The following is a 22,542-nucleotide window of genomic DNA, read 5'->3' as shown; positions in this document are numbered from 1 at the left end:
CAGAGTTTCATATAGCCCAGATTTCAAACAGAAAGCCGCCGCGTGGTTCAAAACGGAAAAATCAAAAAAGCCAAAGCTACAAAAACCCGTGAAAGAGATCTCGTTAAAGGTAGCCTTCCCGAACACTTCAGGGCTTTGGCAATACCCGCTGGAATAGGGATGCTGTTTAACACGCTCTACAATGTCGTCGATACCTTCTTTGCCGGGATGATCTCGACGGATGCCCAGGCCGGGCTTTCAGTTTCCTTTACCGTATTCTTCATTCTCATCGCTTTTGGTATCGGATTTGGACAGGGAATTTCAGCCCTGGTTGGTACAGCCATTGGAGCCAGCACTCAGACAAATTCAAATGAGAGTACGAATACGGCTACAACTACAGACGCAACCAGTGATGCAGAGGAACAGACTTCAAAAGATATTGATATCGCTGCTCCCAAGGATATATCTGCTCAGGGCCTCAGCTTTGCCACTCTCTTCTCTTTCCTCCTTTGTGTGGCGGGCTACTACGCTATCCCTCACCTGCTGGATTTACTCGGGGTTTATAACGGCTACAGAACATTAGCCCACGATTATCTGATACTTATTCTCTTTGCTGCACCCGCCTTCATGATCGCTTTCGCTGCCAACGGCATTCTGAGTGCCCAGGGCGATACTGTCACAAACCGCAATGCCCTGATCGGGGGATTTCTCGCCAATTGCCTCTTGAACCCGCTATTCATTTTCGGAGCCTTTGGCATTCCGGGGCTTGGCTTTGACGGCCTCGCCATATCCACCGTTATCATCGAATGGTTCGTGGCCTTCTACCTTTTGTCCCACGCCCTGAAATCGCGAGCAATGGCACAGACAAAGCTGTCTTGCTTCATCCCCCATCTAAAGATCATCAAGGACATCGTGGATCAGGGTGCCCCGGCAAGCCTGAATTTCCTGACCATCACTGTGGGTGTTTTTGTCATCCAGTATTTCCTGCAACCCTTTGGCGCAACCGCGGTCGCGGCCTATGGCATTGCCCTGCGCATTGAACAGCTTGTCCTGCTGCCCGGCTTGGGGCTGACAATCGTTCTCTTGCCAATAATTGCGCAAAATCACGGGGCCAAAGCACTCGACAGAGTGCGCTATGCCTTTTGGTGGTGTGTGCTGACAGGCATCGGCATGATGCTCATTGGCGCGCTTCTGCTCCTACTCGGTGGTAAGTTCTTGCTAGGCCTTTTTACTCAGGATCCAGATGTCATTTCCGTCGGGTTTGATTATCTGCTACTCGCAGCCCCCATGCTGCCAGCCTACCTCACCCTCTTTGCCATGATGTCCTTTTTCCAAGGCATCAAGCGCCCGATCTGGACCGTATGGATCGGGATCTACCGACAAATCTTCGCCTCGGCAGGCTTTGCCGCCCTTTTCATCTATGTCCTGAACTGGAACGAATGGGGCGTCTGGACCGCTGTCTTCACAGCCGTCTGGAGCGGCCTTCTGCTCTCGATGATTATTCTGATAATCGTTGCGAGAGAAAGCATGCAAGGATTGGGCGGGCCGGGAATATTGAGGACGTATAAGGGGTAGAGAAATTTGGAGTTTGATTTAAGCATTTACACATATAGGTAACTCAATAACAGACTATAGTTACCCAGGTTTTGAAACAAACTTTATCAGTGAATTTAATCGATCACAGCCTTCGTCGCTTAACGCTAGAAGTGGGTATTTGTTAGCTACTGTGCATCGTAGCAAGCATCATAGAACGGTATTCTAGCGCAACTCATCAAGTAATGATTGGTCATGATGGTTCCCATCAAGCATCAATTTCACACCTTCTGGCATGATACACCACCGGCCTATGCCTTCGTGCGGTGGATTAATTCTCTTAACATAACCATACTTTTCTAAATTCATTAATTTCACATCTAAGGTGACAGGATCATAAGCGTTGTGGTGCTCTATTAGCTCAGCACTCGAATAAGATCCGCCCACTGGGTAGCAGTCGTGCAGCAAATAAAGCAAGAAATAGATATCATCTTCATCAACTTGGTACTTTGGTAGAGATCCTTGAAATTTTATGTTTTCATCTGACGCTAAATATTTCCCAATTACAAAAATGGACTCTTCGATCAGTTTCACAGGAGATCCCACAAAGAACTCTCGTTTCGGATTTGCCCTATAAGACTTCAACTTAAGATGAACATCCTTCTCACATTGCATTGAGTTACTAACATAAAAACTAGCAACTACTCCAAATCGTTTCGGCACACCAGTGGAGGATAATTGTCCTAACCGTTCTTCTAGACTAGCAGTTGTATGACCGATTTTAACCAGTCCCGGCATTGCTTCATTTACCAAAAAGTATAAGATTCCCTGTGCCATTTTGTTCAGCCGTTAATTTATCAAAACTGGTAAAAAATATTACTTTTGAAAAAGAACGCATTCTACTTTTAACGCTCCTTCTGCTCATCAATAACATATTGGACAATTTGTTTGTGCTTGTCAGAAATAAGTTCTCCAAGACGAGGAACGGCTATTCGATTAAGAAAATCAGACACATCATAGTCAGTAATTATGGAGCCAAATTGGTCATTCTCTGAAGCCCCATCTAATATTTTACAGACTTCCTTGAGTGAAAAATACGAATATTCTTCTAATCTTGAAATGATCCCATGTGTTCTCGAAAACGAACCTGCGTTCATTAGCTCATCAAAAAGTGCCTCTTTATTTTTATCGAATGAAAAGGCAACTCCATCAAAGTGTTCCTTCATAAATTCAGACAGTTTCCTATACACAACTAATTCTGAACCTTTTTTTTCACTCCATTCCTCTTGTAAAAATGGGTGGGGAGAAATTTCATTTATTGAGGAATAAAAATCACCATCCTCGCTAATGACATGGAGGTTTTCACCATTAGGAACAACGTCTAACAAAATAATCCAATTTATAGCATCTCCAATTGAACTATTTTTACCTGGCGGATTACCTATAGACATACGCATTGATGCAAGGTCATAAATTTCGCGTGAAGTTTCAATTATGTCTGACTTATCAAAAATCTCTTTGATTAGCTTATCCGCAAGCAAATTTTGTTCGGTAACTTCTTGATCAACTTTAACCAAAATATCTTTTTGCTTTTTTTGCAATTTAGAGCTGAGTTCTCTAATTTCATCATACTCACTATAAGGCTTCATAAACGATGGTAATTGTGCTGAAAACTTATTGTCTTTAAATCGCTTTAAAGCGTCTTTTATTCGATTTTCTCTATTTCTTTTGAATTCGTCACACACCTGCTGAGTTAGATGAATGCTTGCCGAACCATGCGTATGGGAAGCAAAAACATTTTGAAGAGCATCCAGATCATCTTTAGAAAAATGAAGAAAGCTCAGTATGATATTCGTATCAATAAACACATGCATGTTTACATATTACATGTCTTACAACACATATTCCCTAAATTAATTTTTGCTAATGCACTTAGTTTTTTGTCAAAATTCACAATTATATTATTTCAGTCCATTTATCCGTATGTCCGCTTTGGGTCAGAAGGAAGAATTAAACATCATATAAAACAATTCAATGCACAACCTTTAGTGTTATTTTTTAATTTAATAGGCAAATTTTTATCTCGTGATAACAGCTTGATGCCCGTTTCCCCTACCCCCGAAAAGCACCTCGGATATAGATCGCCAACTCTTCTGCCAAGGCCTTATTCGGGCCGTCGGCGAGGTACATGTTTATGCTACATCGGGGGAGAGTTGGTAGCTCGCCGCGATGGTCGATTTCTTCGATGCCGGGGTCGGTGAAGGTTGGCAGTTCAGGACGAACCGCGAAGTCTGCGGCGACGGCCACTGAAGTAGAATCTTCGCTGTCCGTATCGACCGCGTCCAGCCAGGGAATATTCGCCTGCTCCAAGGCATCAATCATGGACCGCCGAAACGCACAGCCGCGTACCATTGCGACAGGTAAAGGACGCGCCATCCACGCGTGACCATTTACAGCGCCCGTCCATAACAGAGGCTGCACGGCCAGAAGTTCGGCATTTTCGGGCAATTTTTGATCCTTGTTATATACCTCTGTCGTCAGGATCAAATCCTGTTGGCCGTGTTCTATTTCGGCAGCCAGATCGATTGATCCCGCGGTTTTCAGCTTAACCTGCACACGGGGGAAGTCACGGTTGAACTGTTTGAGGACATGTGGAATATGGGGCCTGATCACATCGCCGGGCACGCCAAGGCAGATGCTTCCCTCATATTTCGGGGCTGTTAACCTGCCCCAAATTTCATCGTTCAAATCCAGCATTGACCTTGCATAACCAAGCAGCTGATCGCCCTCTGCAGTTGGCCGGATACCGCGCCCGTTATTACGGTCCAGTAGCGGCAGACCAACACTTTCTTCCAGGCGCTTGATCTGCATGCTGATTGTTGACTGGGTCATGTGAAGTTTGTTTGCCGCAGCGGTCATACCACCGGTTTCACTGACCGTGATAAAACTGCGTAATGTTCCGAGGTCAAAATTTCTCAATCTACTGACTTTCTTCTATTAGTCCTGCGTCTAAAAACAGAACTATCAATTTTTGTGATGACATTCATCAAAACTATTCACTTCCATAATAATAAATCCATGCCAATATATCAATAACATTGATCGCAACGATCGAAACCATCACATTATGCAATGGAGGATGAAATGCTAAAACAACCATGTCATACCTTGAACGCATGTCACACTGTGGGCACGAACGGCACTTGCGGGGCTTCTTTTTCTCGGGATCACAAAATTTTTGCTTCCTCGACAAAAGAAGCAACAACATTCTTTTCCCGCGTCTTGGGCTTAATTGTAAAAGCCTTTGAAATTCGCGAAGAACGCCGCTCATTGGCTGGCCTCACGCCTCAGCAGTTGGAAGATATTGGCGTCAATCAAGAACAGGTTCGTCAAGAAAGTCTTCGCGCTTATTGGGATTTACCAACTGATCGTCTTGGACAATCCCAGTAGATAAAATCGGTTGGCTTAATCTGGCACCTGCTCGCACCTATTCCTGTTCTTTAGCTGACAAACCTGCTGTTTGATTATGCTAAAACTAAACCCGATAGGACTATCCATCCTATCGGGTTTTTCTTAATCACTATTTACAGGATCAGCGCATTAGCCCTAGCCCCTTATATTTAACGATCAAAGAATTTGATTACAGAAGCTCTTCGACTTCTTCGTCTTCACTCGTACCGCCCTTGAGCTTGGACGCCAGTGATGCCTCGAGGAACATATCAATATCCCCGTTCAGCACAGCGCCCGAGTTGCTGGTCTCTGCCCCTGTGCGGAGATCCTTCACCATCTGATAGGGTTGCAAGACGTAAGATCTGATCTGTCGTCCCCACCCGATCTCGGTTTTTGAATCGGCTTCAGCCTGTGCAGCTTCTTCCCGCTTTTGCATTTCGTGTTCGAACAAGCGTGATTTCAACATGTTCATCGCGGTCGCGCGGTTTTTATGCTGCGAACGGTCATTCTGACACTGCACAACGATACCTGTGGGTTCGTGGACAATACGGATCGCTGAATCTGTTGTGTTCACGTGCTGCCCCCCCGCGCCGGAAGCACGGAAAGTATCAACGCGGATATCCTTGTCGAGAATCTCAATATCAAAGCTGTCATCAATAACCGGATACACCCACGCAGAGCTAAAGGATGTATGACGACGGGCCTGTGAATCATAGGGCGAAATACGCACAAGGCGGTGAACACCAGCTTCGGTTTTCAGCCAACCATAGGCATTATGACCCTTGATAATGACCGTGGCCGATTTCAAACCAGCTTCTTCACCGCTGCTTTCTTCCAGCCACTCAACTTTATAGCCATGCTGTTCTGCCCAGCGCGTGTACATACGCAACAGCATTTCGGCCCAGTCCTGTGCCTCTGTCCCGCCAGCCCCGGCATTGACCTGCAGGTAACAGTCATTTGCATCGGCTTCACCAGACAACAGGCTTTCCAACTGCTTTTTATCCGCCAGTTCCTTCAGGGCGAAAATCTGGTTTTCCCCCTCGTCCACAGACTCCTGATCACCTTCGTCCTCGCCCATCTCGATCAGCAAGGTGGCTTCTTCCACGTCGCTCTCGATCTTGCGAACAGCCGCAATCGACTGCTCCAGATGGGTACGCTCTTTCATCAGCGTCTGGGCAAGCTGTTGATCATTCCAGAGTTCCGGGTCTTCGGCTCGAACGTTCAGTTCGTCCAGTCGTCTAAGTGCGGCATCCCAGTCAAAGATGCCTCCTCAGCAGGATCAGCGACTGTTCAATATCGCCAACCGCTGCTTCGATCTCGGCGCGCATGCTTATACGGCCTCCTCGTCAGCTAGATTTAAAAATAAATAATTCGGCTTCTTCTACCTGCTTAGGGTGGGTTAATACAACCCCTCGGTTGTCAATCCATCGGTCACAGATAAAAGAGGATTGTCATTCTCTTCCCCAACACCTGAAAAATTCGGTGATGGAACGTTTTGTGGCTTGAAGGCTTCGACAATAACATTGTCATCATTGGCCCCGGCCAAGCGGCCCGTTTCAGCATTAATACGGACAAGTCGAATGCCTGCCGGAACACGGAAAGGTGTAGCAGGTGCATCTTTCAAGGCTTCTTCCATGAAAGATTTGAAGATTGGAGCAGCAGCACTTGCGCCCTGCTCCTTTGCCCCCAAGGTTCTCGGGTTATCAAAGCCAACATAGGCACCAACAGCCAAATCCGGAGAGAAGCCGAGGAACCAGGCATCAAAGCTTTTATTGGTTGTGCCCGTTTTCCCGCCAAGCGGCTTACCAATAGATTTGATCCTGCGCCCCGTCCCCCGTTGCACGACACCTTCCAGCATGGACACCATCTGATAAGCTGACGCAGGGTCAACAATCTGCTCTCTGGTATCCGGCAGGGTTGGCACCGGCTGATTGTTCCATGCACCATCGCTAACGCATGGCAAACAGTTGCGCGAATCATGCCTGAAAACAGTCCGTCCCCGTCGATCCTGAATTCGATCAACAAGTGACGGTTCAATACGCTTCCCGCCATTTACCAACATTGCATAAGCAGTCGTCATCTGCAGCAGGGATGTTTCACCCGCCCCCAGCGACATCGACAACACAGGTTTCATGTTGTTATCAATACCAAAGCGTTTTACGTACTCGACGACTTTGTCCATTCCCACATTCTGGGCAAGGCGAACTGTCATGAGATTACGGGACTTTTCCAAACCAACCCGCATACGTGTCGGTCCATAGAACTTTTTGGTATAGTTACCCGGTTTCCATTTACCAAGGCCAGCTCCCTGATCCAAAGAGAAGGGTGCATCCTGTATAAGTGTTGCAGGTGTATAACCATTATCAAGGCCACTCAGATAAATGAACGGTTTGATTGCTGACCCCGGTTGCCGTATCGCCTGTGTCGCGCGATTAAATGAGCTACGGGCAAAAGAAAAACCACCTGACATAGCCAAAACCCTACCCGTATGAGGATCAATAGCAATAAGACCACCGTTCACATCCGGAATCTGCCGTAAAGCAAAGGTGTTTTTAGGGTAGTCATTCCCCTTTGGAGTCTTCACAACACCTTCGACAAGAACAACGTCGCCCACTGACAATACGTGCCCCGGTGTACTTGGCACCCCACCAAAGCGTTGATTTTTAAGCCACTTTCGCGCCCATTTCATCTCAGTCATGGGAATAGTGCCGCGTGTCCCATCTGCAAGACCGATAGCAACAGACTTTTCACCGACTTCCAGAACAGCCGCAAGTTTCCAGGGTTCGGCACCTTTGGGCGTAGGGATTGCTTCCAACTGCCTCTTCCACCCATCCGGTGACTCCGGATCATAGGTAGCGACTGGGCCCCGCCAGCCATGGCGGCGATCATATGCGATCAAACCATCTCGCAAGCTCTTTTGCGCAATTTTCTGCAATCTCGGCTGTAAAGTCGTACGAACAGACAATCCCCCCTCATACAGCCCATCTTCCCCGTAAAGATCAATTAGCTCACGGCGAACTTCTTCTGCAAAGTAAGGGGCATCAACAATTTCAGTTTGATCCCGTTTGATAACTTCTAACGGTGACTGCCAGGCCGTTTCAGCCTCTGCTTTGGTAATCTTTCCATTTTCCAACATTCGGCCAATAACCCAGTTACGCCGCGCAAGCGCCGGAGCATGGCGACGAACAGGGTGATAGTTGGACGGTGCTTTTGGCAAGGCAGCCAGGTAAGCTGCTTCGGCAATTGTAAGTTCATCGAGTGATTTGTTGAAGTAGTTCAATGAAGCTGCCGCCACACCGTAGGATCGATAGCCCAGAAATATTTCGTTCAGATACAGATCCAGAATACGTTCTTTTTCAAAGGCATTTTCAATGCGGAACGTCAAAATGGCTTCTTTAATCTTACGCTCATAGGACACTTCGTTGGTAAGCAAAAAGTTCTTTGCCACCTGTTGGGTAATCGTCGATGCCCCAACCAGCCGCTTGCCAGATCCAATGTTCTTGATATTGGTCATCATCGCACGGGCAAGAGAGAGATAATTCAAACCACCATGGGTATAGAAATCTTTATCCTCTGCAGCAAGGAAAGCATCTTTAACACGAGTTGGTATTGCCGTTATTGGCACGTAAATACGCTTCTCCTTTGCGTATTCTTCCATCAAGCGTCCGTCACCCGCATGTACCCGCGTTACAGTCGGCGGGTCATAATCCTTAAGATCAGTATGTTCCGGCAGGCCTTTGCCATATTCATAAAAAGCGTAGAGAACTACGCCTCCGCCAGCAATTGCCATCACAATTCCCAGACCAAACAAATAGCCCAATATCTTAAGAAACTTCACGCCTTAAATCCTAACCAGCATCAACGCTATAATCCGCAAATCTGCCTCAAAACTATGACAGCCATATGGCAAAACAGGCAATCACCTGTTTATCACTCCCCATCACGCCCAAAAGCGCGGCTTGAGGTAATTTTCCCTGTTATTATACCAGAAAGCCTCAAGAAACCAGTTATTGCGTATTGTAACTTTCCAACTTCCCGAAATATTGATCGACAGCGCGACTTATCGCAGTCACCAATCTTTCCCTGTGCTTGTCACTTCTGAGTAACCGCTCTTCCTGTCTATTTGACATATACCCAAGCTCTACCAAAACAGACGGAATTACCGGTGATTTCAACACAGCAAAACCGGCAGAACGATGCGGGCGCCCCAACAACTTTGCCTCACGCTTCATTTCACCAACCAGTACATTCGCAAACTGCTTGCCCTGATTATTAGTCTCGCGTTGTGCAAGATCGATCAAAATTTTACTGACATCAGCGGACTGCTCACTCAAATCAAAGCCAATAATAATATCGGCCTTGTTCTCTTTTGCGGCGAGTGCTTCGGCTTCTTTATCCGATCCCTTTTCAGACAAACTGTAAACAGAAAATCCCCGAACCCTGCTAGAGGGATGTTTATTCGCATGTAGAGAAATAAACAGATCACCATCCGCCTTTTGGGCAATACCAACCCTTTGTCGAAGTGCCAATGAGGTGTCAGAGTTCCTTGTCATAACGACTTTATAGCGCCCGGATTTCTCCAAAACGGCCTTTAGGCTCTTTGCATAACTCAGTGCCAGGTTTTTTTCCTGAATACCGGATACACCAATTGCCCCCGGGTCAACACCACCATGCCCGGGGTCAATTACGATAACCTTTTTGGATTTCTTCTTTGTTGTCTTTGGTGCAATCAAGGTGGGAACAACAGGTGTGGCAGCAACCTGTGTTTCTTCTTTCAAGGGCTTCACCGAAGTGAGTTGTCGTTTCTGTTCACCAGATGACTTGTAAGTTGCAGCAGAAACCCTTTTGATATCAACAACCAGACGATGTTTATGTCCTTCTTTCGGGGGCAACAAAAAAGCCGATGAGATAGAAACCGGATATCGTGCATCCAAAACCACACGACTGATGTTTGGTTCAAACAGACCAAAACGGAGAGCCTGAACAGCACCTGTCGCTCTTGGAACCTTGTTCTTGGGCACCTTCCAGTTCAACTTGGGCAGATCAATGACAATGCGATAGGGATCAGGAAGCGTGAAGATTCGATAGGCAGGCTCTTCAGATAATTCCATAACGAAGCGGGTTTTGTCCGGATGTTTTCCGATTCGAATGGCATCCAGATCAGAACTCTGTGCACCTGCTGTTCCCAAAAGAGCTACCAGGGTCAGGAGAAGTCCCGCCAATCTGGTACAGCTAAAAAACCTAACGTTCATGCGCTCTTTATCTCAAATATCACTGTTTAATACCAAGCTATTTTCGGTTTAATCTAAATATGTTACCCAAAAAACATCCCTGTAAGGCAACCCTATTATCACGTATTTTTAAAATGAATCCAAAAAAGTGAAATTACCTTCTAGCACAGAGGGAGAGCTCCTGTTAATCTACAGGCAGAAAATTCTACGCTGACAGCGGAACAATGAATCCGGCTAGAAGCGTGTACTGATGCCTCAGGAGGCTCTGTTAGCCAGAAGCTGCAGATTTCGGTCTTTATACAAAAGACGCCCTGAGAAGCAAGTACAACAAGCCAAACTGATGGGGCAAGGTTTCACAAAAACAACTACCCCCTCAACATTTTTAACTTAGTCGAATCATCTCTATTTTGAGGTGATTCTCAGGCGAGAGCGTTCCCGTTCGAAACTACGGATACGCAGGATTAAAGAAACGGTAATGAACGCTCTTGATCATATAAATTCATCGACAATGATGTTCCGTGCGCCGCCTTTGTTATGGCTTACCAAAGGCGCTGGCCGCACGCTGGAGTTACTCACGTATGGCAAAACGTATGCTAATCGATGCCACCCACCCGGAAGAAGTCCGGGTTGTGGTGCACAACGAAAACAAACTTGAAGATTTCGATTTTGAAACCCAATCCAAGAAACAACTAAAAGGAAATATCTACCTCGCTCGTGTAACCCGTGTTGAACCTTCTCTCCAAGCTGCATTCGTAGAATACGGCGGGAACAGACACGGCTTCCTTCCTTTTAGCGAAATCCATCCGGATTACTACCGTGTTCCGGTTGCGGATCGCGATAGTATTATGGAAGAAGAAGCTGTTGTTGAACCTCAGGAAGAGGAAGAAAACAACGCATCGCAGGCAGAGGAAGATACACCCGATGTTTCTTCAGATTCCCTTGAAAGTGTAGAAAAACAGCAAGACGATACCATTGAGGAAATCGCCGGGGAAACCTCTGTTGATAGCATCAATGAAGACGAATCAGACTTTGAAACAAAAACAAAGTCTCGCGTGAACCTCATGAAACGTTACAAAATTCAAGAGGTCATCAAGCGTCGTCAGGTTATTCTTGTTCAAGTGGCGAAAGAAGAGCGCGGCAACAAAGGGGCTGCCTTAACAACCTACCTTTCCCTTGCAGGTCGCTATTCCGTTCTAATGCCCAACACCAATAAAGGTGGCGGGATTAGTCGTAAAATCAGTAATCCAAATGATCGTAAACGCCTAAAGGATATTCTATCCGAACTGAAGATTCCCGAAGGAATTGCTGTGATCGTTCGTACAGCTGGTAGCCAGCGTACGAAAATGGAAATCAAGCGTGATTACGAGTATCTTATTCGTCTCTGGAACGAAATTCGCGAGAATACGCTAAAATCCGAAGCACCCAACCTGATTTATGAAGAGGCAAATCTGATCAAGCGGGCAATGCGTGATCTCTACACCAGTGACATGGAAGAGATTTTGGTTGAAGGCGAACGCGGATACAAGATGGCCAAAAGCTGCATGCGTTCCCTAATGCCAAGCCATGCTAAAAAAGTTAAACACTACAAGGGCATGCAGGTTCCATTGTATCACCGATTCCAGGTGGAAACACAAATCGATGCAATGCACAATCCGATTGTGCAACTTAAATCAGGTGGATATCTGGTCATTAACCCAACAGAGGCCTTGGTGGCTGTAGATGTTAACTCTGGTCGTGCCACCAAAGAGCGTCATATCGAAGAAACAGCTTTCAAGACCAATCAGGAAGCTGCTGATGAAGTTGCACGGCAAGTACGCCTGCGTGATTTGGCAGGATTATTGGTCATTGACTTCATCGATATGGATGATCCCAAACATAACCGCGAAGTTGAACGTCGCCTTAAAGACGCCATGCAGGCGGACCGAGCACGTATCCAGTTGGGACGGATTAGCCCCTTTGGCTTACTGGAAATGTCTCGCCAGCGATTGCGCCCGAGTATTGTTGAAAACTCAACACTGACTTGCCCGCACTGCGATGGAATAGGAACAGTAAGAACAACAGAGTCTGCTGCACTCCACGCCCTTCGTGCGCTGGAAGAAGACGGTATCCGTAAAGGAAGCGGCAAGGTTGCCCTTTTCGTGCCTACCGAAGTTGCTCTCTATATCCTTAATCAGAAACGTTCTCGCCTTATCGAAATAGAACAGCGCTACAACTTTACTGTTGATATCAATGCTGATAACAGCATCGTTATTCCAAACTTCCGGCTGGAACGTTTGATCGCAAACAACGACGGTCCTGTCGATGAGATAATGCCACTTGAATCTGTGAAATCAGCACAGGTCAAATCAACACGAAACCTGAATGAAGAACGGCCTGAGCGCTCAGAGCATAATGATCGTCAGGACGGAGATCCAAAACGCCGTCGCCGTCGCCGTCGCCGTAAAGACCGCTCAGAATTTTCTGATACGGATAGTGATGAAAATGTAACTTCATCTCTGGATGAAAACCAATCCAGCGACAATGATCAGGATGCATCTCGTTCCGAGGACGGATTTGATGATGATGGACGCCCCCGCAAACGTCGCCGTCGTGGCAAGCGTGGTGGACGAAGAAGAACCAGACGTCCTGAGGGCGAAGAAGAACAGTTGGACAGCCCTGAAAATCAGAGTGCATCCGAAGCTGATAATAGTGACGCAACAGCACAAAAAACAGATGCGACTTCCGAAATAACACAAGAAACTTCTGCGTCCTCTGAAGACAAAGCGCCTGATGAAGAAAAGCCCAAGCGTCGCCGTGGTCCTCGTCGTAGAAAAGCTACTACATCAGACGTATCTGCTGAAGAAACACCTACTCAGGATACGGTAGCCGTAGAACCTACAGCATCGACTGCTACAACTTCAGATGCAGACAGTGCCAGCGAAAGCGTGCCTTCAACAGAAGCTCAATCCTCTGATGATGAAGACAAGCCGAAGAAATCTTCTCGTGCCCCTCGTAAAAGGGCAACGACAACACGGCGTCCGCGTAAGAAAGCTGGGGATGAAGCCGTAGAAAAAACTACAAAAACAACAGTGGCTCCATCAGCTGACACAGTAGAAGAGAAAGTAGAAGCTGCCACCCCGGCATCTGAAACCGAAACTTCATCAGATAGTGCCCCCAAAGCCAAGCCAAGAACCAGAACTCGTGCAAAAGCTGCGACCAAAACGGGCCGCCCTGTTGGAAGGCCGCGGAAAACAGCGACACCTGCTGCTGAGAAGACTTCAACACCTTCTGCAGAAGTGAAGAATATTCCGATTGAAACTCCTGTTGCCAAGATCAAAACAGAGAGTAAACCTGAGCCCAAACCTGTTGCTGTCGCTACTGAAAGTGCATCAGTTCAAACTGAAGCACCAAAACCAGCGCAGCCTTCTGGACCAAAGAAAAAAGGTTGGTGGAGCAGGATAACCGGTAACTAACCATTTTCACGACAGCAAAAAGCCCCGGACTCATCGCCCGGGGCTTTTTGCTTGTCTAAGCAATTATACGTTTATCGCCAATCCTTGAGGCGTTTGACAGCTTCCAGGATTGTCTGCTCTGATCCTGCAAAAGAAAATCGCATAAAATGATTGCCGTGGAAGGGGTCAAAATCAACACCTGGCGTCGCAGCAATACCTGTCTCGCTTAAAAGGCGTGAACAAAAAGACTGGCTATCATTGGTCCGTTGACTGATATCCGCATAGATGTAGAACCCACCATCAGCTGGGGCAAGATTATCAAAACCGACTTTAGGTAATTCATTGAGCAATATCTCTCGGTTACGCGCATATTGTGCAACATAGCCCTCAAGAACATCATAACAGTTAAAAACCGCAGCGCCGGCTATTTGAGACAAAGCCGGCGGGGAAATAAAGAGATTCTGAGCAAGACACTCTTCTGCCCGTAACATGTCTTCAGGCAAGATCATCCATCCCAATCTCCACCCCGTCATAGAAAAATACTTGGAGAAAGAGTTTATGATGAAAGCATTTTCGGTGTATTTCAAAGCCGTTGAGGCTTCTGATTCATAAGTAATGCCATGATAAATCTCGTCTGAAATCAATCTGATATCATGCAAAGTACAGTAATCAATAATCCCCTTGAACGCCTCGTCACTCAACATTGTTCCCGCTGGATTAGAAGGGCTGGCAATAATAACACCGTCCAATTCGCCTTCTGCCGCCAATAACTCAGCTGTTGGCTGGAAACGTTCAACAGGACCAACCTCAATCAGTACAGGTTCAATATCCAGCGTAACAAGAATATTCCTGTATGCCGGATATCCCGGTGCCGCCAAAGCAACACGATCCCCCGGATTAAAAGCAGCAAGGAAAGATAACAGAAAACCCGCAGATGACCCCGTCGTCACCATGACACGCCTGGGATCAACTTCTAGCTGGTACATATGCTTGTAATGATCCGCTATCCCCTGTCGCAGCTCTGAGATCCCCATGGCATCGGTATAGCCAATCATTTCGGTGTCTAGGGCTGATTTTACCGTCTCCAAGACATGATCAGGTGCAGGCGTTGCAGGTTGCCCCAGAGAAAGATGAAGAATGTTTTCGCCAGCAGCTGCACGCTCATTTGCTGCACGCAAAACATCCATTACGATAAAGGGGGGAATATCCCCCCTGTTTGAAAGCTTCAAAGGCATTCTATGTCCTAACGCGCCAAGCGGCTCAAACCATAACCACGTGTATCCGCAGCAGAACTACAGGTTTCAGGGTTAAACTTTAAACTTTTTGCACAATGACTGGAATTAACACGCCCAAACTCTGGAGCAGGCCTTGCGTCATGACCTTTACTCTTCAAGCTTTCCACAATGTCACTTGGACTATTTTGTTCATAAAAAACCACATCAGGCTTACCACTGTGGTGTAGTCGCGCAGAAACTTCTGCATCCTTCAACGTCACCCCTGCCAACAACGTATCCGCCATTACTTTACCCAAAGCTGACGCACTTACAGCTCCACCAGCAGATGTCCCGGCATAACGAGAAAAAGCCGTGGGTTCATTCGCAACAACAACACTCACAAGCGTATCCAAACCATCTGCGGCTGAACGAGGTGGCGCAGGTAAAACTATGCCCATATCCTGTAACATACGACCAGAACCGAACAAACCGTTCAGCGTAAAGCTACAGGCAACAGAATTATTGTACTTATCAATAACCGAAAAACCCGCTGCATAGGGGTTCCCCGATGCAGGTAAAGCCTGATAAGGAAGGTTTGACATGGGTGTTGCAGCACCGGAATTATAGCTTTCAGAGACATTCTCGAGAACTTCTTCTGTCAATGTTGCCTCTGCAGCAACCTGTCCGGAAGCAACCCCGGCCCTAACAACCTGTGCACGCTTAAGTGCTTCGACAAACATATGCGAACGCTCTTCCAGGGATGCACCTTCATAATCGCCATTAACACTTAACTGCCCCAACGCATTTGCGGCTATTAACGCGCTTCCCGATACGTCACCCGAAAAATGAGCCACATCGTCCTTAACCTGAACATCCAAAGGCTCATCAAAGGCAGGGAGATAATTACGAATGTCATCACCAGTCAATGGGAAACCAGCATTTGTAGATGCTTCGGCATAGCGCCGCGTTAAAGGGCCTGCGTACAAATAGCCAGCACCTTGAGCTCTCAATCCACCAAGAACTCCCGATAATTCAGGTTGTACAAGTTTATCGCCTTCGCGTGGTAGCTTTCCATCCTCGCGCGTAAATTTGCTCAAGAGTTCAGCATTGACGCCCAAACGTTTATTTGCAAGGGCAAGGTCGTAAGCAAAAGAGCGGCTGACCGGGTTCCCGAAACGTGCCAGATTCTCGCCATATGCGACCAGCTGTTGCCAACGTACAGCGCCAAATCTCGCATGCATTGCCGCCATCACTCGGGGTGCTTTGGGGATAACACCACCTGAAGGAGAGGACTTTGGAAGAAAATTCATCGCAACGGCTTTGTTTTCTTCCTTGTCATAATAAGAACACACCCCACCACCAGCAAGACTGACTCGTGAAGGCATCGTTACCACCATGGTGAAATACATTGCAACAGCTGTGTCCGCTGCAGTCGCGCCATTCCCCAGAAGCTCCCGCCCAACCTGGGCAGCTCTTGGCTCATCAGCCGATACAACGCCAGCAAAACCTTCGACAACTTGAAGGTTTCCTTTTGCAGCTTCATCCGCAGTTTCACAAGCTGAGAGTAGCATTCCCCCCAAACATGCTGTTAAGATAGCGGAATGAAGTTTTGTTTTACCGAAAAAGGTGTCTTGCATTACTGACGCTTTGCCCCCAATTGACTATAACGAAATCTTTTAAACCTGTGAGAACTGTCCGTTGAATGAACGACCAGCCCGCCTGATTTTACGCATCATTGCACTTATTGCCACTGTTACTTTTACCTTTCCAGTAAAAGCTCAGGGATTGAAGCTGATTCGTGACGCTGAAACTGAACACGCCCTCAGAATTTATTCTACCCCTATTTTCCAGGCAGCAGGAATAAGCCCGCAGAGTGTAAGGATTTTCATCGTAAATGACAAAAGCCTTAACGCCTTTGTCACCGCAGGAAATCGGATGTTTATTAACACCGGGCTTTTGACAACTGCAAAGACTCCTTCAGAGGTTATCGGCGTTATAGCCCACGAAACAGGGCATCTGGCAGGTGGTCATGTCGCCTTTCGAGGCGATAGTGCCGACAAGGCCATTGTAACAAACATTGCCAGCTATTTATTGGGAATTGGCGCTGCCATCGCAACAGGTAAAGGAGAGGCCGCTGGTGTTATTATCGGTGCCGGACAATCTTTGGCCTTACGAAATTTCCTGAGTTACACCCGCCAGCAAGAATCTGCCGCTGACCAAGCCGCAGTTAAGTACTTGCGTGCAACAGGGCAAACAGCAGAAGGTCTCAGGGATTTTATGGGAGTACTCAGAGGACAAGAGGTACTTCTTAGCCAAAATCAGGACCCGTATTTACGAAGTCATCCCCTATCCCAACAGAGATATAACTTCCTTGAGAATGAAGTGCTTAAATCTCCCTATTCTGGCAAACCCGATTCGCCAGAGGTAGTACAGCTTCACAAACGTATCGTCGCCAAACTCATCGGCTTTCTGGAATCTTCTGCAAAAGTTCTAAGAAAGTACCCCCCTGAAGATATGTCACAAGAAGGAAGATACGCTCGTGCTATCTCCTATTACAGATCAACAGATATTGATAACGCCTTGCGTGAACTGGAGAGCTTGTTAGATGACTATCCTAATGATCCGTATTTTCTGGAACTTAAAGGACAAATCCTTTTTGAATTTGCCCGTGGGAAAGAAGCCGCTCCCTATCTTCAAAAAGCTGTTGAGTTAGCCCCTGATGCAGCACCGATAAAAACCTTATACGTTCGGGTCCTTATCGAAGAAAACAACCCGGAAAAGGACTCAATAGCTTTAGAACACATTCAAAGTATCCTGGCTCAAGAGCCTAACAATCCTGGCGTTTGGCGCCAAGCTGCTATCGTCTATGGCCGTCGTGGCGATAAGGGAATGACATCATTGGCACTTGCCGAGGCGGCATATGGCCGGGGAAAATATACCGAAGCCGTAATTCAGTCCGAACGCGCACGAGAACTCTTGCCCAAGGGATCTCCTGCATGGTTACGGGCTTCTGATCTCAACAGTGCTGCAGATCGGAAAGATAAAAAGCGCAAAAACAACTAGTACACAAAGTTGTCGAAAAACAACCTTAAAGAACATTTCTGTTCACGGGAAAGTTCTTTGCATATTTGTAAGGATTTCATCATTATCTCTTTGATTATTTGTCATTAAGAAAAAGCTTATTCCTATGTTCCTTCACAAAAAAAATTACACCGTCCAAAACTGGACAACACTCTGCAAGCCGACTTTCGCTGGTGCCATTGCTCTTTCCACCACAATTGCTTTGGGAACAGTTGGCCACGCGCAAGACGCCAAAGACAACTCATCACTCTTTCCTCTTAAGACAGCAGAACAGACAAAAGCTTTCGAAGAAGCAGTCAAAGAGTATCTTATACAAAATCCTGAAGTTATTATAGATTCCCTCACCAGATATCAGGAACTTCAAGCGCAACGTGAAGAAGAACAAAAACAACTTGCCATTATCAGTAACGCAGAAGAGCTCCATAATTCAGCAACATCGCCCTATTTGGGAAACCCGGATGGTGACGTCGTTCTGGTTGAATTCTTTGATTATCGCTGTCCCTATTGCCACAGAGCCGCTTCTGTCGTGAAACAGCTTGTTCAAGATGATCCAAATCTCAAAGTTGTCATGAAAGAGTTTCCAATCCTCAGTCCTGAATCCATGATCGCAGCCCGTGCAGCACTGGCAGCAATGAAACAAGGAAAATACAACGAGTATCACTTCGCCTTGATGGACAATGCTTCTGATCTTTCCCAAGACAGGCTTTTTAACCTGGCAGAAGAGCTGGATCTGGACATTGACCAATTTAAGGATGACATGAAATCGCCTGAAACCGGACAGGAAATTCTCAACACCCGCACTCTGGCGCAAAGAATTGGAGCCAATGGTACCCCCGCCTTTATTGTCGGGACAACAAGTGTGCCCCCCAACACAACTTACGAGCAATTCAAAGCATTGATTGAAAATATACGTGCAGAAAAAGCCAGTTAAGTAAAGTTGTTACATTCTTTTATTCCTTGTGAAGTCATCAATGGTTCCCTGCGACTGGGAGATAGAAAAAAGCAACAACTTTCGTCGCAATTGATTGCACGATCAGCACTGCTATGTTACGCCTAATCAATTCATTTAACTGAAATGAATGGTGCATACCTTTGCCGTCAGTATTGCTTTTAAACGGACCCAATTTAAATTTACTGGGTAGCCGTGAACCGGAAATATATGGTCCGGAAACCCTAGAAGACCTTAATATGCTTTGTCACAAACGTGCCAAAGCTCTGGGGGTTTCTTTAGTGTGTCAGCAATCCAACTGGGAAGGTCAACTTATTGACTGGATCCACAACGCACGCGGTGTACATGAAGGTATCATCATCAATCCGGGTGCACTTACCCATACATCAATCGGGTTGCTCGATGCTTTGAAAGGTGTTGATTTACCTGTTATTGAAGTACATATATCCAACATCCATCGTCGCGAAAGCTTTCGACATCAATCCTATGTATCACAAGCTGCTCTCGGGGTTATTTGTGGTTTGGGACGTCAGGGCTACCTCTTGGCGATAGATGCGATAGCTAACGTTTTGAACAGCGAACAAGATTTATAATGTCCAAACTTGAAGTAAATGAGAAGGTTATCCGTACCCTCGCCGGCTTGCTGGATGAAACGGACCTGAGCGAAATTGAATACGAAGCAGATGGTCACCGTATCCGTCTGGTCCGGGGCGGAACCGTTGTCCATGCTGCGGCACCAGCAGCCATTGCACCCGCTGCGGTTCCTGCCGCGGCACCCGCAGTTGATGACACTGGCGGCGCACCTGCAAACGCCATTACCTCACCAATGGTTGGCACAGCCTACCTCGCCGGAGAACCAGGAGCGCCAACTTTTGTGAAAGTAGGCGACACTGTATCAGAGGGACAGACGCTTCTTATTCTCGAAGCAATGAAAGTCATGAACCCGCTGCCTAGCCCGAAATCAGGCGTTGTAAAACAGATCCTCGTCAGTGACGGTCAGCCAATCGAGTTTGGCGAACCACTGATGGTTATTGAATAATAGCTGACACAAGAAGGCTTCATGTTCAAAAAGATCCTCATTGCCAATCGCGGCGAAATAGCGCTTAGAATTCTTCGAGCCTGTCGCGATATGGGCATCGAAACCGTTGCAGTTCATTCCACAATAGATTCCGATGCAATGCACGTTCGCCTTGCCGATGAGTCCGTTTGTATTGGCCCTGCACCAAGTAAAGACAGTTACCTTAACATACCAGCCATCCTCTCGGCAGCGACAATGACGGGCGCTGATGCAATTCACCCCGGCGTTGGTTTTCTTTCAGAAAATGCTGACTTTGCAGAAATGGTTGAAGAGCATGGCTTTACCTTTATTGGCCCCTCTCCTGAACACATTCGGATTATGGGGGATAAAGTAGCAGCCAAAGAAACGGCCATCAAACTTGGCATTCCGGTTGTTCCCGGGTCTGACGGAGCACTGGAAAGTGCCGAAGATGGCATCAGAATTGCCAAGGAAATTGGCTACCCAGTTCTGATCAAGGCACGCTCGGGTGGTGGTGGCCGCGGCATGAAAGTGGCCAACAACGATGACGAACTTCGTGACGGTTTCCGACTGGCCCGTAATGAAGCAAAAGCAGCGTTTGGTGATGATGTTGTCTATATGGAAAAATATCTGGGCACGCCCCGGCATATTGAAATCCAGCTGCTAGGCGATGGACAAGGTGGCGCAATCCACGTGGGTGAGCGCGATTGCTCGCTTCAACGGCGTCACCAAAAGGTACTTGAAGAAGCACCATCGCCGATGCTCACCGAAGAAGAACGTAACCGTATTGGTAAAATTTCTGCCGATGCCATGCTTGGCTTTGGATACAAAAGTGCAGGCACGATCGAATATCTCTATGAAAACGGTGAATTCTATTTCATTGAAATGAACACTCGTATTCAGGTTGAGCACACGATTTCCGAAGCCATCAGTGGCATTGATCTCATGCGAGAAATGATTCGCGTTGCCGCAGGTGAAAAGCTAAGCCACACGCAGGACGAAGTTGTTCTAAATGGTCACGCTATTGAGTGTCGCATCAATGCCGAGCATCCCTTCAACTTTATGCCTTCTCCCGGCCAAATCAAAGGCTATCATGCACCTGGCGGACTTGGTGTTCGTGTTGATGCGGCGATCTATGCGGGATACAAAGTTCCACCAACTTATGATAGCATGATTGCCAAGTTGATTGTTCATGGCGATGATCGTGCAGATTGCATCATGAAAACGAGACGTGCTTTGCAAGAGTACGTTATTGATGGTGTGAACACATCAATTCCACTACACATGGAGTTGGTAAATAATGAACAATTCCAATCAGGTGTCTATGACATCCACTGGCTGGAAAAGTTTGTTGATAGCTTGAATAAAGGGTAAAAAAACTGGACAAGCATTCCCCGAATTAAGTGTTTAAGCATAATTTTTCAGGGCATAGGTGTTCATGGAGATCACTGCAGATCTACTCTTAAAAGCATATACCATTGGCGTTTTTCCAATGGCTGAAAGTCATGATTCTCTGGATCTCCATTGGATAGATCCAGAGAATCGCGGCATACTTCCTCTGGATAAGATCCATATCTCTCGGTCTTTAGGCAAAACGCTACGAAAAAAACCTTTCGAAATCCGCTGTAATACCGCCTTTCCTAACGTGTTGGAAATGTGTGCAGCAGCAACATCGCAACGCCCGGATACCTGGATTAATCCACTTATAAAAAAAATATACACCCAGCTTCACAAGAGAGGTTTTGCTCATTCCGTAGAGTGTTGGCTTGATGGTAAACTCGTTGGCGGTCTTTATGGAGTCTCTTTGGGCGGAGCTTTCTTTGGCGAAAGCATGTTTTCGCGTCGTAGTAATGCAAGCAAAGTGGCTCTTATCCATCTCGCCGCTCGCCTTGTGAAAGGGAGCTACAGCCTACTGGACACACAGTTTACCACAGAACACCTAAGCCAGTTTGGCGCAATTGAAGTAGATCGTGAGATATACAAGAAATGTCTGTTCGAAGCGATGCAGGCCCCTGCCCGTTTCCCAATAGAACTATCAGAAAACGAACTATCAGATTTCATTGAAAGCTGTAAAGGCAATCGCCCCACTCTATACACAGGAGATTGATTTTATGAGTCGTAATTGAAAGCATCTTCCACTTAGAGAAATCTCATGGAAGTGCGATTATTCTTACTCTGCCTTTGTTTCTTTTTCAGTTTGCTCGGATAAAGCTTGCGCCTCATCCCGGGAAATACAATTCACCACCCAGATATCATAGACAGGATGCTCCATCGCCGACACGGCAGGGGAAGAAGCAAACATCCAGCCAGCAAACATCTGCGTTGCCTCAATGTTTTCTTTATAGTCATCAATTTCGAGAAAGGAAGCAGACTCAGGCATTTCTTCCGGGCGACTTTTACGACACTCTCTCGCGATAATCTCAAGCGAACCAAAACGAACTGGTTGATTTACGGGTACTCGCAGTTCTGATACACGCGCCGTTATCTTGTTCAACCCCTGTAAAACAGCAACCTCATAAGAAATCATCTCGGCCTTGGCAGATTGAGAAACCGTTCCGACAAAGCTACCCATGAAAACCCCGACAATTAAAGCCGTCATCGACGGTGAACTGCCTCGCTTAGGAGTAATTTTATTCAC

The 22,542-nt window shown here is 46.8% G+C and carries 18 protein-coding genes; 9 read left to right on the top strand and 9 right to left on the bottom strand.

Annotation, left to right across the window (positions count from 1 at the left end; genetic code table 11):
• Positions 1 to 42 precede the first annotated feature (42 nt).
• The gene (locus D9A03_RS10105; protein ID WP_120497068.1) at positions 43 to 1,554 is read left to right on the top strand and encodes an MATE family efflux transporter; all 1,512 of its coding nucleotides are present in this window, start codon (positions 43 to 45) and stop codon (positions 1,552 to 1,554) included.
• A gap of 183 nt (positions 1,555 to 1,737) precedes the next feature.
• On the opposite strand, the gene D9A03_RS10100 is transcribed toward D9A03_RS10105, so the two are convergent.
• From D9A03_RS10100 to D9A03_RS10090, 3 genes are all read right to left on the bottom strand, one after another.
• Entirely contained in the window at positions 1,738 to 2,349 is a 612-nt protein-coding gene (locus tag D9A03_RS10100; RefSeq protein ID WP_120497067.1) for a GIY-YIG nuclease family protein, read from the bottom strand.
• A 68-nt stretch (positions 2,350 to 2,417) separates the two neighbouring features.
• Positions 2,418 to 3,386, bottom strand: a complete 969-nt coding sequence (locus tag D9A03_RS10095; protein WP_120497066.1) for a PIN domain-containing protein — start codon at positions 3,384 to 3,386, stop codon at positions 2,418 to 2,420.
• A gap of 238 nt (positions 3,387 to 3,624) precedes the next feature.
• Entirely contained in the window at positions 3,625 to 4,491 is an 867-nt protein-coding gene (locus D9A03_RS10090; protein WP_120497065.1) for a LysR family transcriptional regulator, read from the bottom strand.
• Positions 4,492 to 4,656: 165 nt separating this feature from the next.
• Between D9A03_RS10090 and D9A03_RS10085 the strand changes: the two genes are divergently transcribed.
• Complete coding sequence (locus D9A03_RS10085) at positions 4,657 to 4,962, top strand: DUF1127 domain-containing protein (RefSeq protein ID WP_162938073.1); 306 nt, start codon at positions 4,657 to 4,659, stop codon at positions 4,960 to 4,962.
• Between the two features lie 190 nt (positions 4,963 to 5,152).
• On the opposite strand, the gene prfB is transcribed toward D9A03_RS10085, so the two are convergent.
• The 3 genes from prfB to D9A03_RS10070 all read right to left on the bottom strand — a co-directional run bounded on the left by prfB (position 5,153) and on the right by D9A03_RS10070 (position 10,214).
• Positions 5,153 to 6,290, bottom strand: a protein-coding gene (gene prfB / locus D9A03_RS10080; protein ID WP_120497063.1) for a peptide chain release factor 2 whose coding sequence is annotated in 2 segments (ribosomal slippage) — positions 5,153 to 6,220 and positions 6,222 to 6,290 — 1,137 coding nt in all. Because the reading frame shifts where the segments join, the coding sequence is not laid out codon by codon here.
• Between the two features lie 71 nt (positions 6,291 to 6,361).
• Positions 6,362 to 8,800, bottom strand: coding sequence for a penicillin-binding protein 1A (locus D9A03_RS10075; protein ID WP_120497062.1), 2,439 nt, complete (start codon positions 8,798 to 8,800; stop codon positions 6,362 to 6,364).
• A 169-nt stretch (positions 8,801 to 8,969) separates the two neighbouring features.
• A complete protein-coding gene (locus D9A03_RS10070) occupies positions 8,970 to 10,214 on the bottom strand; it encodes an N-acetylmuramoyl-L-alanine amidase (protein ID WP_120497061.1) in 1,245 nt (414 codons plus the stop codon).
• Between the two features lie 557 nt (positions 10,215 to 10,771).
• Between D9A03_RS10070 and D9A03_RS10065 the strand changes: the two genes are divergently transcribed.
• Positions 10,772 to 13,645 carry an Rne/Rng family ribonuclease gene (locus D9A03_RS10065; RefSeq protein ID WP_120497060.1) on the top strand — a complete coding sequence of 958 codons (2,874 nt, stop codon included), beginning with the start codon at positions 10,772 to 10,774 and terminating at the stop codon, positions 13,643 to 13,645.
• A 71-nt stretch (positions 13,646 to 13,716) separates the two neighbouring features.
• Here D9A03_RS10065 and D9A03_RS10060 read toward each other — a convergent pair whose 3' ends face one another.
• Complete coding sequence (locus tag D9A03_RS10060; RefSeq protein WP_120497059.1) at positions 13,717 to 14,859, bottom strand: pyridoxal phosphate-dependent aminotransferase; 1,143 nt, start codon at positions 14,857 to 14,859, stop codon at positions 13,717 to 13,719.
• Between the two features lie 8 nt (positions 14,860 to 14,867).
• Positions 14,868 to 16,475 carry a gamma-glutamyltransferase gene (locus D9A03_RS10055; RefSeq protein ID WP_120497058.1) on the bottom strand — a complete coding sequence of 536 codons (1,608 nt, stop codon included), beginning with the start codon at positions 16,473 to 16,475 and terminating at the stop codon, positions 14,868 to 14,870.
• Positions 16,476 to 16,536: 61 nt separating this feature from the next.
• On the opposite strand from D9A03_RS10055, the gene D9A03_RS10050 reads away from it, so the two are divergent.
• The 6 genes from D9A03_RS10050 (at position 16,537) to aat (ending at position 22,011) form a co-directional block, all read left to right on the top strand.
• Positions 16,537 to 17,901: a M48 family metalloprotease gene (locus D9A03_RS10050; protein WP_120497057.1), complete on the top strand. Its 1,365-nt coding sequence runs from the start codon at positions 16,537 to 16,539 to the stop codon at positions 17,899 to 17,901.
• Positions 17,902 to 18,025: 124 nt separating this feature from the next.
• Positions 18,026 to 18,850 (top strand): DsbA family protein, encoded by an 825-nt coding sequence (locus tag D9A03_RS10045; protein WP_120497056.1) that lies wholly within the window; start codon positions 18,026 to 18,028, stop codon positions 18,848 to 18,850.
• Positions 18,851 to 19,005: 155 nt separating this feature from the next.
• Complete coding sequence (aroQ, locus tag D9A03_RS10040) at positions 19,006 to 19,461, top strand: type II 3-dehydroquinate dehydratase (RefSeq protein WP_120497055.1); 456 nt, start codon at positions 19,006 to 19,008, stop codon at positions 19,459 to 19,461.
• Complete coding sequence (gene accB / locus D9A03_RS10035) at positions 19,461 to 19,907, top strand: acetyl-CoA carboxylase biotin carboxyl carrier protein (protein ID WP_120497054.1); 447 nt, start codon at positions 19,461 to 19,463, stop codon at positions 19,905 to 19,907. Before aroQ ends, accB begins: the two co-directional genes overlap by 1 nt.
• Positions 19,908 to 19,928: 21 nt before the next feature.
• Complete coding sequence (gene accC, locus D9A03_RS10030) at positions 19,929 to 21,278, top strand: acetyl-CoA carboxylase biotin carboxylase subunit (protein WP_120497053.1); 1,350 nt, start codon at positions 19,929 to 19,931, stop codon at positions 21,276 to 21,278.
• 64 nt (positions 21,279 to 21,342) lie between these two features.
• Positions 21,343 to 22,011, top strand: a complete 669-nt coding sequence (aat, locus tag D9A03_RS10025; protein WP_120497052.1) for a leucyl/phenylalanyl-tRNA--protein transferase — start codon at positions 21,343 to 21,345, stop codon at positions 22,009 to 22,011.
• A gap of 63 nt (positions 22,012 to 22,074) precedes the next feature.
• Here aat and D9A03_RS10020 read toward each other — a convergent pair whose 3' ends face one another.
• Positions 22,075 to 22,503: a DUF2155 domain-containing protein gene (locus D9A03_RS10020; protein ID WP_120497051.1), complete on the bottom strand. Its 429-nt coding sequence runs from the start codon at positions 22,501 to 22,503 to the stop codon at positions 22,075 to 22,077.
• Positions 22,504 to 22,542 lie beyond the last annotated feature (39 nt).

The organism is Kiloniella sp. EL199 (assembly GCF_900313065.1).
Classification (GTDB): Bacteria; Pseudomonadota; Alphaproteobacteria; order Kiloniellales; family Kiloniellaceae; genus Kiloniella.
This window is presented reverse-complemented; position numbering and strand designations above follow the sequence as displayed.

What these genes read in the sequence shown, in the direction of transcription:
- D9A03_RS10100 (WP_120497067.1), bottom strand. Translation starts at nt 2,349, where the DNA reads ATGGCACAGGGAATCTTATACTTTTTGGTAAATGAAGCAATGCCGGGA.
- D9A03_RS10095 (WP_120497066.1), bottom strand. Translation starts at nt 3,386, where the DNA reads ATGCATGTGTTTATTGATACGAATATCATACTGAGCTTTCTTCATTTT.
- D9A03_RS10085 (WP_162938073.1), top strand. Translation starts at nt 4,657, where the DNA reads ATGCTAAAACAACCATGTCATACCTTGAACGCATGTCACACTGTGGGC.
- D9A03_RS10070 (WP_120497061.1), bottom strand. Translation starts at nt 10,214, where the DNA reads ATGAACGTTAGGTTTTTTAGCTGTACCAGATTGGCGGGACTTCTCCTG.
- D9A03_RS10065 (WP_120497060.1), top strand. Translation starts at nt 10,772, where the DNA reads ATGGCAAAACGTATGCTAATCGATGCCACCCACCCGGAAGAAGTCCGG.
- D9A03_RS10060 (WP_120497059.1), bottom strand. Translation starts at nt 14,859, where the DNA reads ATGCCTTTGAAGCTTTCAAACAGGGGGGATATTCCCCCCTTTATCGTA.
- D9A03_RS10055 (WP_120497058.1), bottom strand. Translation starts at nt 16,475, where the DNA reads ATGCAAGACACCTTTTTCGGTAAAACAAAACTTCATTCCGCTATCTTA.
- D9A03_RS10045 (WP_120497056.1), top strand. Translation starts at nt 18,026, where the DNA reads ATGTTCCTTCACAAAAAAAATTACACCGTCCAAAACTGGACAACACTC.
- accB (WP_120497054.1), top strand. Translation starts at nt 19,461, where the DNA reads ATGTCCAAACTTGAAGTAAATGAGAAGGTTATCCGTACCCTCGCCGGC.
- accC (WP_120497053.1), top strand. Translation starts at nt 19,929, where the DNA reads ATGTTCAAAAAGATCCTCATTGCCAATCGCGGCGAAATAGCGCTTAGA.
- aat (WP_120497052.1), top strand. Translation starts at nt 21,343, where the DNA reads ATGGAGATCACTGCAGATCTACTCTTAAAAGCATATACCATTGGCGTT.
- D9A03_RS10020 (WP_120497051.1), bottom strand. Translation starts at nt 22,503, where the DNA reads ATGACGGCTTTAATTGTCGGGGTTTTCATGGGTAGCTTTGTCGGAACG.